This is a genomic window from Rhodococcus marinonascens NBRC 14363, from assembly GCF_001894885.1.
GTDB classification, from domain to species: domain Bacteria; phylum Actinomycetota; class Actinomycetes; order Mycobacteriales; family Mycobacteriaceae; genus Rhodococcus_F; species Rhodococcus_F marinonascens.
Genome location: NZ_BCXB01000002.1, coordinates 83,595 through 96,513 on the forward strand (window position 1 = coordinate 83,595; position 12,919 = coordinate 96,513).

Here is a 12,919-nt window from a genome sequence, read left to right on the forward strand (position 1 = left end):
CGCAATTACCACCCCACCCGATCCGGAGATATCAAATGACTCGCTGGGCCTCAACCGTTGTCTCCCGTAAACGGTGGGTCCTGGTCCTCGCCGTGATCATCGTCCTGATCAGCGGCGCGTGGGGCACCGGCGTCTTCGCGAAGCTCAGCTCAGGCGGCTTCATCGATCCCGGGAGCGAATCGGCCGAGGTTGCCCGGATAGTCGAGGACAACCTGGGTCCGCAGACACCGGACATCATCGTCATCTACTCCGCACCCGACGGTATGACCCTCGCCGACATCGGACCACAGGTCACCGCAAGTCTCGACCAGTTCGCCGCCGACGTCCCGACGTTTTCGATCACGTCCTACTGGAGCGCCCCCGCAGCGACGAAACAACTGATGGTGTCAAAGGACGGCACCAAGGCCACCGCATCCATCACCGTCGATCCCGACGCCGGAATCACCTCTTCCAACTTCAACGATCTGCTGCCCAAACTCGAGGTGGATGGCATCGACACGGAATTCGCCGGCAATTCGGTCGTAGGAGTGGCGTTCAACAACCGGCTGCAACACGACCTCGTGCTGGCGGAGGCGATCGCGCTCCCGATCACTCTCGTTCTGCTAATCTTCATCTTCGGCGGGCTGGTCGCGGCGGCTGTTCCGGTGTTTGTCGGGCTGCTGTCGATCTTCAGCGCACTGGCTACTCTGCGACTGCTGACCCTGTTCACGGAGGTCAGTTCATTCGCCATCAACGTGGCTTCCCTCCTCGGTCTCGGGCTCGCCATCGACTACGGGCTGTTCATCGTCGGACGCTTCCGCGAAGAACTCGAATCCGGTTCTGATCCAGCCGAAGCGACCCGTCGCACGATCAACACAGCCGGCCGCACCATCCTGTTTTCGGGGCTACTCCTTGTGTGCGCATTCTCCGGGATGCTCGTGTTCCCGCAGGACGTGATCAGGTCACTCGGATTCGGCGCGATCGCGGCGGTCGCGAGTGCTGCGCTACTGTCGCTGTCAGCAGTCCCAGCACTGCTCGCAATCCTCGGTCACCGCATCAATGCGCTGAGCTGGCGTGAGGGTGCGGTCCAACGCGGCGAAATGCGGGCACGCAAGTTCTGGGGATCGGTGGTGACATCGGTGATGCGACGCCCGGTCGTGATCGCAGTGGGGATAGTCGCGGGATTGATGCTCCTTGCCTCACCTCTGCTCAGCGCCTCACTCGGTAGCGTCACCTACACGGCGCTACCCGAGAACGATCCCGCCCGCATCGCCACCGACACGTTGGCGACCGATTTTCCCACCACCGGCAACGGCGCCATCCTCATCGTGCGCGGCATCGACAGCGCGGCCCCGACGGCGTCGGACGGGGCGGCCGTCGCCCAGGCTTCCCGAGAGGTGAACGGTATCGGTGCGGCCGTCGTCGTGGCGTCGAACGACCAACTGGTCGCGGTGCAGGCGGTGTACTCCGAGGGGGTCACCACAGACGACCAGAGCACAGCGATCCGCGACCTCCGTTCCATCCCCGCGCCCGACGGCACCGAGATTCTGGTCGGCGGCGGCCAGGCGACCGTCGACGACGGCAACGCTGCGATCGTCCACTGGCTGCCCGTCATGGTCGCGATCATGGTGTGCTCCACCCTCATCCTGCTGTTCCTGGCGTTCGGTTCGGTGGTCTTGCCGATCAAAGCGGTGGCGATGGCCGGTCTCAGCCTCGCCGCCACGTTCGGCGTCCTGACCTGGATCTTCGAACTCGGGCACGGCGCTGGTCTGCTCGGCGTCAGTACTGCGCCACTCGAAGCGACGTTCGTGGTTCTCATCCTCGCCGTCGTCTTCGGGCTGTCGACCGACTACGAGGTATTCCTCATGTCCCGGATGGTCGAGGCGCACGCTGCGGGCGCGACCACCGAGGAGGCGGTGCGCTTCGGCGCCGAACGCACGGGGCGGATCGTGACGGCGGCGGCTCTACTCCTCGTCGTCGTGACCGGGGCATTCACGATCTCCGGCCTGTCGATCATGAGGTTCCTGGGCGTGGGCATGATCGTGGCACTCGTCGTCGATGCGACGGTGATCCGCATGCTGCTCGTTCCGTCCCTGGTGAAAATGATGGGCGAGGCCAACTGGTGGGCTCCGACCTGGATGAAGAAGGCCCACGACAAGGTTGGTCTCGGCCACTAGCGAACTATCCAACTTCGCCAGTGACGACTTCGCCAGGACGACTTCGCCAGTGACGACTTTGGAGTAAGGATGGGAGGATGGTCACCTATCTCGTCACCGGTGGAACCGGATTCCTGGGTCGCCACGTGCTGCCCCTGCTCCTCGACCGTGATGCCACCGCTGAGGTCCACGTGCTCGTCCGCCCCGCGTCCACCGCGCGACTGCAGACGCTCGTCGACGGCATGCCCGGCGGCGAACGTGTACATCCCCTGATCGGCGATCTCACCGAACCGGGCCTCGGGATCATGACGGCACCCGCCGCCGACCACGTGCTGCACCTGGGCGCGATCTACGACCTCACGGCCGGTGACGAGCAGGCCACCACGAACGTCGACGGCACTCGTTCGGTGATTGCTCTGGCGCGGCAACTCGATGCCACCCTGCATCACGTCTCATCCATCGCCGTCGCGGGAGACCACCCGGGCCGGTTCACCGAACGAGATTTCGATCTCGGCCAGAGCCTTCCCACCGCGTATCACCGCACGAAGTTCGAGGCGGAGAAACTGGTCCGCGAGGCTCGAGACCTGCGTCGGCGCATCTACCGCCCGTCCATGGTGGTCGGCAGTTCGGTCACAGGCGAGATGGACAAGATCGACGGACCGTACTATCTGTTCCCCGCGATCGCAGCCCTCGCGAAACTCCCTGAGGCGCTGCCCGTGGCCGTCCCCAGGATCGGGTCGGTCAACCTAGTTCCGGTCGACTACGTGGCGGCGGCCATCGTGGAGTTGATGGCAGCGCCGGGACGGGACGGCCAAACTTTCCATCTCGTCAATCCGCGCCCACAGCCGGTCCGGGAGATCTACGCCGCGCTCGCCAAGGCCGCCGACGCCCCACATCCCGCCGCCGGCCTGCCGGGCGGACTCGTCCGCTCGTTCCTCACACCCACCCCGCACCCAGCCCTCGAAACCGGCCGGAAGCTGGCACTTCGTGGGCTAGGAATTCCACCTGCTCTCGTCGAGAACATGACGCTGCCTACAGTGTTCGCAAGCGATGCCACCCGGGACGCATTGCGCGACACTGGCATCGAAGTTCCAGACTTCGCGTCTTACTCCGACAAGCTGTGGACGTACTGGATCGAGCACCTGGATCCGGACCGGGCGCGTCGTTCGCACCCGGACGGCCCCCTGATGGGCCGACACGTCGTGATCACGGGCGCGTCGTCCGGAATCGGCCGGAGTTCCGCGATTGCGACGGCTCTCGAGGGCGCAACGGTGATCCTCCTCGCCCGGCGCACCGAGGAACTCCGGTCCGTGGTGGCGGAGATCCGCGAGGCGGGTGGTGAGGCCTTCGGCTACCCCTGTGACATCACCGACGACGCGGCAGTAGAACGCGCCGTCGAAGCCATTCTCACCGAACACGATCACGTCGACATGCTGGTCAACAACGCCGGACGGTCGATCCGGCGCAGCCTCTACCGCTCGACGGACCGACTCCACGACTTCGAGCGCACGATGGCCGTCAACTACTTCGGCGCAGTGCGCCTCGTCCTCGCGTTTCTGCCGCAGATGCGTGAACGACGATTCGGCCACATAGTCAATATCAGCAGCGCCGGAGTGCAGTTCGCGACACCTCGATTTTCTGCCTACATCGCCAGCAAATCGGCTCTCGATGGCTTCACCGATGTTGCGGCCTCCGAAACTCTCTCGGATGGAATCACATTCACTACCATCCATATGCCGCTGGTCAAGACACCGATGATCACCCCCACGAGCCACTACAACGACGGACCCAGCATGTCACCGGAAAGGGCGGCGGCGATGGTCGTCCGGGCGCTGATCGAACGTCCCAAACGTATCGACGTCCCGGTCGGCACCCTCGGTGAATTCGGCCAACTCTTCACACCCGCCACCAAGGACCGCCTGATGCATCAGGTGTATCGCATGTTCCCGGATTCACAGGCGGCGAGAGGAGAGGTCACGACGGACGCGGCACCGGGCCCGCCGCGCACCGAGGATCAAGACGGCGAGTCGGCCGAGAAACACCCAGACGGCCAGTCGGTCAGGGAGCACAACGACAACAAGCCGTCTGTGTTGGGGCGTGCCGCACGCCAGATCGGCAGGCTAGTGCCCGGCGCACATTGGTGATCACCGGTTCAGGACGTGAGCACGCGGACCTCGGTGGCGACGACGGAGTGCATTTGTTTCGGCGCAGCCCCGCAACTCACCGGCCGGGGCGACAATTCCCGCTCTTCCAGGCCGACGACCCAACGACGTCCGTCTCTATGGGCGACAACGGAATTCGGCTCAATTGTCAGCTCGTCCGGCGCAGCATCGCACAATTCCCGGACGGCAAGTTCCATCACCTGCCCCCTGGCGTCCCATGAGCTTCGGCCCCGGAGTCCGGCCTGGTAGACCTCACCCCGGGCCGCGGCGCGGACCGCGTCGAGGCTCTGCTGCGCCGACAGCCTGCCGTAGGTGTAGCCCGTCGGTAACAGGATCATCGAGGGCGCAAAGCGATGCCCTCCGGTGTGCGAGCATTCCCACACCGCGGCGCCGAACTCCGCAGCCAATTCCGCGGCGACCGGGCGCCCGACCACTGCGCAGCACTGATCCCTCTTTCCGTGCGCACACACCAGGACGGTGGGGTCGGTCACCGGCGTGCCGAGACCCGGCGCGGTCCCGGAAACCAGACCGAAATCCAGGTCGAGGAGGTCGGCAGGTGTACCGATCTCGAGCCGCTCGCACCAGGACCGCACCGGATGCGACTGCGCCAGCAGCACCTGTCGCCGCTGCGGGGCTGCCGTGCTGCGGCCCGGTCTTCGAATGAACATGATCCGCACTCCCGCAGCGTCGGCGCGGGCGTCGAGTTCCCGAGCGAGGTCCGGCCCGAGCGCCGCGCCGTCGAGCACGTCCCGTCCCCACGCGCCCGGGAACTCCAGGCACACCCAGCCCGTGACGTGCACGGCGGTACCCGCCAGTGGTTCGTCCTTCGCAGACAAGGCGGAGCAGGTGATCGGATCAGTCACCAGACCATTGTGTCAGTCGCGATAGTCGGTCAGCCCTGCAGCTTCCTCGCCCAGACCCGCACAAACCCCTGGGAGAGATAGCTGAGCGTGCAGAGCGCGAGCACCCATTTGGTGACGCTGACCGCCGTCGTGGCGCGAACCGCCGCGTCGGTGATGTGGTCCCGATTTGACAGCAGATGCAGACCCACCACGTTCTCGGCGTAATCCCCCGCCGCGGAGATCACCGGTGCCACCGCCAGTACCGTCTGCGTCGTGGGCGATAGCGGGGTCAGCTCGGCCAGGCGCCGCGCGCCTGTGCGCAACGCCACCGCATAGACGAAGGGGTGGACGAAGTCGGGGTAGTAGTGACTCTTGTACCGCGCGGTCTCGACCTCGTCCATCTTGTCGAGAATGTCGCGGTACGCCCGCGCAGACGTCGCGGTCTGCACTTCCCAAACCCGGCGGGCCACCGGCCCCAACAGCCGGGCGATGTTGACCTGCGAGATCACGAATGTCGCAGACCAGGCGATGAGCTTGCGATCGAGCGCGGTGAGGGCCATGAGCTGATCCTGCCATCCTCCGTTCTGGGTTCCGGCTGTCTTTCCTGGACGCACGCTCACCGGTGGGCGACGATGATTCCTGAGACCCACCAGGCGCGAACGAAGCGGAGGACCGAACATGACGAGCATTCCCGTCGTCTTCATCCACGGACTGTGGCTACACAGCAGCAGTTGGGACCCGTGGGTCGAACTCTTCCGTGAGAACGGCTACGAGCCACACAATCCCGGCTGGCCTGGAGACGGGCCAACCGTCGCCGACACTCGTGCGAACCCCGGCCCGATCGGTGGCCTCGGAGTAGAGGAAATCACGGATCATTTCGCGGCGGCGATCGCGGAACTGAGCGCCGCGCCGGTGGTCGTCGGCCACTCGTTCGGGGGCCTCGTCGCACAGAAACTGCTAGGCCGGAAGCTGGCCTCCGCCGCGGTCGCGATCGATCCGGCCCAGATGAAGGGAGTGATCCGACTGCCGCTGACGCAGCTGCTGGGCGTTCTTCCCGTTGTGTCAAATCCATCGAACTACCTTGGCACCCACATTCATTCGAAAAATTCGTTCCAGAGCATGTTCGGCAACGCGATACCAGTGCGCGAATCCGACGCGCTCCACGACCGCTACGTGATCCCGGCGCCCGGCAGACCTCTATTCGAAGCCGCCTCCGCCAACTTCTTCCCACACAGCCCCACCGCGGTCGACGTCACCGCAGACCGCGGTCCGCTGCTCATCGTGGGCGGCGGCGAAGACAAGGCTGTGCCGGAGGCGAGCTCGCGGAGTTCGTTCAACCGATACCGGAAGGCGTCGACGGTCAACGAGTACAAGGTATTCGACGACCGAGGCCACTCGCTGGTCATCGATCACGGGTGGCGCGAGATCGCCGATCACACCTTGTCGTGGCTTGCGAAGAAGAACGTGGGCGCCACCGCAGAGTGAGGCGCCCACAACCCATCAGCCCTCAGCCACGGCCTCAGCCTCAGCGACGGCCTCGGACAGCGCTTTGGCATCCTCCTCACCGAATCGCTCTTCGAGTACCTCGGGTGAGTAATCCAGGTCGATCTCCTGAATCGGGCGTCCACGCGCGGACTCGATCGCCGAGAGCCGACGCTGCGCCCGGTCAGCGGCGTAGTCGAGGAACTCCTGCTCGTCGAGCCCGTACGGCTGAACCTCGAACTGCTTGTTTACCCAGTCGATCATGCCCAACGCCATCGGCATCAACTCCGCCATCCGCTCCTGGACCACACCCCAGTTGCTGTCGTCGGCCGCCACGTGCCGACGACACGTGAACGTGCCCCAGGCCATGTGACGTCGTTCGTCGTCGCCGATTTTGCGGACCAGCTCCTGCATTCCGGGCAGGATTCCCCGCGTCGTGCACACCTTCTGCCACGCGTAGTAACCGGTGAGCGCGAGGCTTCCCTCGATGACGTGGTTGTAGGTCACGCTGGCCCGCACCTGATTGGCCGGGCTGGGATCGGTCTCGAGCACCGCCAGCGACCCCGGCAATTCCTCGTAGAACAGTTGCCGGTAGTACGGATTGTCAGCGACGAAGGGGTGTAGGTCCTGCGTCAGACCGACCGCGTCCATCCACAACCGGAACACCTGAGTGTGCTTGGCCTCCTCGAAACAGAACTGGGTCAGATACATTTCGTCGCCGAACCGGCCCTCCGCGGCCATCGCCTTCATGAACGGCTGAATATCCTCGGTGACCGCTTCCTCGCCGGCTATGAACTGCGCGCACAGGAACGTGGAGCTGCGCTTCTGCTCACTGTTGAGCCCCTCCCAGTCCTCCGCTTCCCGACTGAAGTCGAGGTCGGACGGGTTCCAGAACTTGGCATTGCCCTTCGTGAACAGTCGCAACGGAAAGGCGTCCCAGTTGAGCCCGCCTGACCGGAGCGAACTGAATCCCTCCCGACCGGGCGCGTGGGGTCGTCCGGGCATAATTGTCGACATCGTGAGCCTTCTTTCCGACGTGCAGACACGTCATCGAACGCCTGCAATTTCAGGTGCTCATCCTGCGGCAGCAACCGTTGTGTTCCGGGCCCCCGCCTTGCCATCCACGCTAGTCCAGTCCACCCCCGCGAGGTTTACAATTGCCAACTTTTTGTCAGCGCAACTCGTGGTCCATCAGAAACGGCAGTGCCACCGCTGCGAACTCGTCGTAGCGGTCGCGGTGGATGCTGTGCCCGCCGGGAAAAACCACCACCCGACACTTCGGTATCGCCGCTACCGCCGACTCGAGCTTGCGGGGATCGACCATTCCGCCCGGACCACCACGCAGGATCAGTGTGTCGGCCTCGATCTGCGGCAACCTGTCCCACCACAACGGATCCGGACGGCGGAACTGCTCCAGCGCGGAGGCCGTCATCGAGCGATCGAAGGTGATCGCGGCCCGAGGGTGACGGATCAGGCTCGTCGCCGCGTGCCATAGTTCCGAGGGCGACGGCAGCCTGTGCACGAAGATCTGCTCCGGATCTCCCGGACGCAGAGGAAGCGGGGCCTCCTCGATCGCCATCCGGCGAACCAGCGCGGGTCGGACCTGCGCGGCGAGCGACGCAGCATGGCCACCGAGCGAATGCCCGACGAGATCGACCCGGGCCATCCCGAGGTTGTCACACACCTCGACGACGTCGGTACCGAATTCCTCGAACAGATACGACGAAGCCCGTGCGCTGCGCCCGTGCCCCCGCAAGTCGAGGACGATGACGCGGCGCCCGCGGTCGATGAGGGCTCGGGCGAATCGATCCCAGGTTCCACCGTCACCGCCCATCCCGTGCACGAGGACGACGGGAACGGGATGGGCGTCACCAAAGTTCGATACCGGGAGGTCTTCACTGTCCCAGTAGGCGATGTCGATGCCGGTTTGCATCGGGGTAATCCTGCTCGTGTACACGAGAACCCAGAGTAGCGGCGGCGGAAACCACCTACGGGCTATCGGCCCACCCATACGGGCGGGTGATGATCTCCAGAAAGTGCCCGGACGGGTCGAGGAAGTAAACGCCACGCCCGCCGTCGTTGGTGTTGATGGCGCCCGGCAGTGTCTGCCGCGGATCAGCCCAGTGGTCGAGACCCCACTCGACGATCAGTCCGTAGATCCGATCGAAATCGTCCTCACCGACAAGGAAGGCGTAATGCTGCGGCGGGAAATCATCAGACGAATCCATGAAGTCGAGAGACACTCCGTTGTACAGCGCGACAGCTAGGAAGTGGCCGACGGGCGCGGCGTCCGGCAGCCCGAACAAGGTAGTGAAGAACGTCGCCGACTCCTGCTTGTCCTTGGCGGCAACGATGGTGTGGTTGAAAGAAATCATCACGCTCAAACCCCTTCGAGTTATGCCACGGTCCGGCGGCGTAGCTGTGGCGAATCTGCATTCCTCACTCATAGATTCCCTCCACCGACCAGCGCCCTTCCGTGCAGATCACCAGGAGCGCCCGCGACTCCTCCAACAGCACCTGAGCCCTGGCCGCCGTCCGAGTGGCCGCAGGATCCCACCACCACTCGTCCACCGGCCACGGTCCGGCCCACCCGCACACCGTCCACTCTTGGCGTCCCCACCGCAACCGTGCGGGAGAAGCGCTGAACACACCCCGTTCCGTCACTGTCACTGCCGTACCCCGCTCGTCCGCCATCCACACCTCGGGATTCGCCGTCGGCACTGCGGCAGGCGCCGGTTCGGGCAGCGTGCCCGGCCACGGCTCCGACGGGTCGTTGCGGGGAATCAATTCGTCTCCCAACGGCAGTAGTGTGATGCGCTCCGCTGGCCCGCGCCCACCGCTGAGGACACCCACCTGCACGGCTTCCCCGCCGAGCAGTCCCTGCACTCGCACCAGAGCCCGACGGGCCCGCTCGTCCTGATCTCCGACTCCACCCCACAGTCCCAACTGCAGGGCACACGCTGCCACCACTTCCACCGGCTCGAGCCTCAGGACGGCGATCCCGGCGGTGGGCCGCTTCTCGCTGCGTCCGGTCAGCCACCCATCCAGTTGCCACCGCACCCGGTCGGCGGTCGCTTCCGGGGTCAACGGTTCCGCGCATCTCCAGATCCGGGACAGTTGCTCACCGTTTCCAGTAATCGCCGATATCGATAGCCGAGTGCAGGCCACCGCGGAGTCCGACAACGTGTGGTGAAGTTTTTCCGCCAACGCACGCCCCGCGAAGGCTGCGGCATCGACCCGGTCGATCACCGGATCGCAGTGCTCCTCCACTTCCAGGTCGGGAGGCAACGACCTCGCCGACGGTGGACGCTCCGGCTCACCTCGTGCAACCCGATGTGCCAGCACTGCATCGGTCCCGAACCGCGAAGCCACATCACCTGCCGACAGCGTGGCGAAGGCGCCGATGGTGCGCAGCCCGAGTCGATGCAGCAGGTCGACCAACTCGCCGCGGTGGGGTGCCGCAAGGCTCGGCTCGTCCGCCAGTTCCCGCATCGGAAGCGGCGCCAGAAAGTTTGCTCCCTCGCCGGAGGGCACGAGTGCCGCTCTGCGCGCGGCGATCACGGCCGTGGACAGCTGATCCGCGATACCGACCTGGCATTCCACTCCCACTGTCGACACCTGGTCCACCAACCGTTCCGCAGCGGCTTCCTCAGAACCGAAATACCGGGCAACACCGCGGGCCGAGAGCACCACGAGACCGGAACGCAACACTTCGACACCAGGTGCCACCGCGTCGACTGCGGAGGCCACCGGTTCGAACAACCTCGCATCCCGGCCGGGATCGGCGGTCACCACGTGCAACCGTGGACACCGCGCCTGGGACTCTCGCCGGCGCAGGCCACGGCGCACTCCGTCCGCCCTGGCCGGTGCCGAACAGGCGATCACCCGATTGCCCGACGTCACCGCCACCGGATAAGTCGGTGGGAGGGCGGCGGCGGCGGCCGCCGCGACCGCGGGCCAGTCGGGACACCACAACGCCAGCACCCGGCTCACAGTCCCACCACCGCCGTCGGTTCCGCGATGGGACCGGCCTCGAGCGCGACCACCGGTTCCGGAGCACCCACCCACTCCACCCGTCCTTGCTCCGACCCCACGTCCAGCCTGGTGGTGCGCGGCTGGAACGACCGCCCCCTGGCACATACCGTCAGGCTGAGGGAACGCAACCGCCCGCATCCCCGGTCCTGGGATCCGTTTCCCAATCCGGCATAACCGCAGACCCGGGCATCCAGTCGCATCTCCGCACCGTCCCAGTACCCGTCGGTGACGACCAGGGTCGAACCCTTGCTCCGAGCCCGAGCCACCACCGCGCGCGCCCTGGACGGCGCCACCGACATCCCTCCCAGTCCGAGCACCACCAGGTCCATTCCGTCCAGCAGCACCGCGGCAATCTCCACCGGGTCGGCGCCGGGGTCGGGGATCAGGGCCAACCGTTCAAGCCGCGCACCCATCTCGACGGCTGCCAGTATCCCGAGCCGGGGGTGCCCGATCACCGCGACGTGGCCACCGCCCGCGGTCACGGACGCGACCAGTCCCAGGAGGAGTGAGGTAGCACCCGAAACCGACACCACTGAACCGCGTGCCAGCCCGCGCCGGGGAAGAAGTGCGGCCAGTGCCGCCGGAACCGGGAGTACCCCGACAACGTGGGAATCAGGAGTCGCGGGAAACGAGTTCTCTACAGGGAGGCGGACGGACACGGACTCGCCGCGGGCAGGAACGGCCGCCATCCGCTGTCTGAGGTAATCCAGACGCTCCTGCCGGGATAAACCCGACAACTCGGATAGTTCGGGAAACTCTGGCTCGCCGGCCACTTCTTCAGCCAACTCGACACCCCTGACACTCGACACCAACAACGGTCGGCAACCACGGGGAAGGCGCGGCTCGAACAAACGCATTATTCGAACATATTTTCGAATATGTTTCAGTAAAGCCGGTCGGTGGAGGCCCGTCAAGTGTGCCCCGAATCGCCAGAGGTCAGGACCATCGCACATTCGGCGCCCGCTCCACTAACCTGAACGCTTAACAGTTCCCCACGGCTGAAGCCGGGGGATTCCAAGCTCAGACCGCACACACAACCAACCCGGAGGAAGGCCGCACATGTCTGACGTCGTCAACACTTGTGTGGCCCCGTTCTGCCACAGCCAGGATCACCCTGGCAGCGTTCCAATCCCTACCCGCAGTAAACCCGCAGGCCGTGCATCGGAAAGTTCGTTCCGACAGTTCGAGTCGCTGCTTGGCTCTCGCGAAGCAACTCGAACACGTCATCGTCGTATACCAGGGCCGCACCAACACCACCCTCCGGCCGGCCCGCCTGCCACGCTCGATCAATTCCTGTTTCGCCGCACCCACCGCAGCATCCGCCGCCTTGCGTGCCATCGTGGACTTCGCCAGAAAGGTGGGTTTGAAGTCCTCCACGGCGATCAAGTCGTGATGATCGACCACCCGCTTCGCCCACACCCGAGAATCGTGCCGAGTCTGTCGGGTGGCTTTCTTGTGCAGTGTCGCCGCCGCACGCCTGGCCCGCACGTATCCGCCGGTTTGGGGGCCGCGTTTCCCGTTGTGCCGTCTCGCCATCTTCCGTTGCGCCTTGGCCAACTCGGCGGCGCAACGCTTCCGATGCCCGAGAGACGGCAGGTCGTAGGCGCTGTCGGTGGCGGTCGCCGTGGTCGACACACCCCAATCGATACCGAGACCGCTGTCCGGGTCCGCGTCGGGGGCCGGTTCGGTGTCGCGCCGCACCACGAAGGAGGCGTACCAGTGCCCGAGGCTGTCCTGATACACCCGGACACTGGTCGGGTCGGACGGCAGCCCGCGGGACCACACCACCGGGATGGTGACACCCTTCGGCAACACCAGACGCCGCTCACGGATGCAGAATCCGCGGGTGGTGTACCCGAGCGACGGCAAAGTCTTCCTACGGGCTTTGAACGCCGGCCTTCCGCGGCCCTTCACCGTGAAGGAGTGGCCGAGGGCCAGCCCGTAAGTGCAGAGCATTCGTTGCTGTGCGACCTGGGAGCCGGACTCGAGCCAGCCACTTCGACCACGTGCGGCGGTAAGCAGTTTGCACAGTTTCCCGAACGTCGGCTTCCGCCCGGGCTGGTGTTGGTGGACTGCTTCGTTCCACAGGAACCGGCAACGATGCCATTCGCCCTGCAGTGCGCTCTCGGCTCGCGCACCAGGGCGCAACCGATAGGTGTAGCGCACGACCTCGGTCACAGTGCGGAACTCTACCGCACCGCGCGCACCATTATCGTCCACTCCCACAAAAGATTTCACCACAAATGGAGGTTCCGAAAACATG

General features: G+C 65.3%; 11 protein-coding genes. 3 read left to right on the forward strand and 8 right to left on the reverse strand.

The genetic code is table 11. The features are described 5' to 3' along the window. Positions 1–35 precede the first annotated feature (35 nt). Both RM2_RS02585 and RM2_RS02590 read left to right on the forward strand, forming a co-directional pair. Entirely contained in the window at positions 36–2,156 is a 2,121-nt protein-coding gene (locus RM2_RS02585; RefSeq protein WP_072687287.1) for an MMPL family transporter, read from the forward strand. 77 nt (positions 2,157–2,233) lie between these two features. Continuing rightward, positions 2,234–4,279: an SDR family oxidoreductase gene (locus tag RM2_RS02590; RefSeq protein ID WP_072687288.1), complete on the forward strand. Its 2,046-nt coding sequence runs from the start codon at positions 2,234–2,236 to the stop codon at positions 4,277–4,279. 8 nt (positions 4,280–4,287) lie between these two features. Here RM2_RS02590 and RM2_RS02595 read toward each other — a convergent pair whose 3' ends face one another. Next, the gene (locus tag RM2_RS02595; RefSeq protein ID WP_072687289.1) at positions 4,288–5,160 is read right to left on the reverse strand and encodes a ferredoxin family protein; all 873 of its coding nucleotides are present in this window, start codon (positions 5,158–5,160) and stop codon (positions 4,288–4,290) included. A 29-nt stretch (positions 5,161–5,189) separates the two neighbouring features. Continuing rightward, positions 5,190–5,699 carry a hypothetical protein gene (locus RM2_RS02600; RefSeq protein ID WP_072687466.1) on the reverse strand — a complete coding sequence of 170 codons (510 nt, stop codon included), beginning with the start codon at positions 5,697–5,699 and terminating at the stop codon, positions 5,190–5,192. Positions 5,700–5,817: 118 nt separating this feature from the next. On the opposite strand from RM2_RS02600, the gene RM2_RS02605 reads away from it, so the two are divergent. Next, on the forward strand, positions 5,818–6,624 hold the full coding sequence (locus RM2_RS02605; RefSeq protein ID WP_072687290.1) for an alpha/beta hydrolase: 807 nt from the start codon (positions 5,818–5,820) through the stop codon (positions 6,622–6,624). Between the two features lie 15 nt (positions 6,625–6,639). On the opposite strand, the gene RM2_RS02610 is transcribed toward RM2_RS02605, so the two are convergent. The 6 genes from RM2_RS02610 to RM2_RS02635 all read right to left on the reverse strand — a co-directional run bounded on the left by RM2_RS02610 (position 6,640) and on the right by RM2_RS02635 (position 12,834). Further along, on the reverse strand, positions 6,640–7,638 hold the full coding sequence (locus RM2_RS02610; RefSeq protein ID WP_072687291.1) for a R2-like ligand-binding oxidase: 999 nt from the start codon (positions 7,636–7,638) through the stop codon (positions 6,640–6,642). Between the two features lie 154 nt (positions 7,639–7,792). Further along, on the reverse strand, positions 7,793–8,554 hold the full coding sequence (locus tag RM2_RS02615; protein WP_373863276.1) for an alpha/beta fold hydrolase: 762 nt from the start codon (positions 8,552–8,554) through the stop codon (positions 7,793–7,795). A 55-nt stretch (positions 8,555–8,609) separates the two neighbouring features. Continuing rightward, positions 8,610–8,999, reverse strand: a complete 390-nt coding sequence (locus tag RM2_RS02620; RefSeq protein WP_072687292.1) for a VOC family protein — start codon at positions 8,997–8,999, stop codon at positions 8,610–8,612. A gap of 61 nt (positions 9,000–9,060) precedes the next feature. Continuing rightward, positions 9,061–10,614, reverse strand: a complete 1,554-nt coding sequence (locus RM2_RS02625; RefSeq protein ID WP_072687293.1) for a DNA polymerase Y family protein — start codon at positions 10,612–10,614, stop codon at positions 9,061–9,063. Beyond that, positions 10,611–11,429 carry a DnaE2-dependent mutagenesis accessory factor ImuA' gene (gene imuA', locus RM2_RS02630; protein ID WP_174553817.1) on the reverse strand — a complete coding sequence of 273 codons (819 nt, stop codon included), beginning with the start codon at positions 11,427–11,429 and terminating at the stop codon, positions 10,611–10,613. The genes RM2_RS02625 and imuA' overlap by 4 nt, the downstream gene beginning before the upstream one ends. A gap of 247 nt (positions 11,430–11,676) precedes the next feature. Further along, complete coding sequence (locus RM2_RS02635; RefSeq protein WP_072687469.1) at positions 11,677–12,834, reverse strand: RNA-guided endonuclease InsQ/TnpB family protein; 1,158 nt, start codon at positions 12,832–12,834, stop codon at positions 11,677–11,679. Between the last annotated feature and the right edge of the window lie 85 nt (positions 12,835–12,919).

Excerpts from the sequence above, each read along its gene's own strand:
- RM2_RS02600 (WP_072687466.1), bottom strand. The coding sequence starts at position 5,699 with ATGGCCCTCACCGCGCTCGATCGCAAGCTCATCGCCTGGTCTGCGACA.
- RM2_RS02615 (WP_373863276.1), bottom strand. The coding sequence starts at position 8,554 with ATGCAAACCGGCATCGACATCGCCTACTGGGACAGTGAAGACCTCCCG.
- RM2_RS02605 (WP_072687290.1), top strand. The coding sequence starts at position 5,818 with ATGACGAGCATTCCCGTCGTCTTCATCCACGGACTGTGGCTACACAGC.
- RM2_RS02610 (WP_072687291.1), bottom strand. The coding sequence starts at position 7,638 with ATGTCGACAATTATGCCCGGACGACCCCACGCGCCCGGTCGGGAGGGA.
- RM2_RS02585 (WP_072687287.1), top strand. The coding sequence starts at position 36 with ATGACTCGCTGGGCCTCAACCGTTGTCTCCCGTAAACGGTGGGTCCTG.
- RM2_RS02590 (WP_072687288.1), top strand. The coding sequence starts at position 2,234 with ATGGTCACCTATCTCGTCACCGGTGGAACCGGATTCCTGGGTCGCCAC.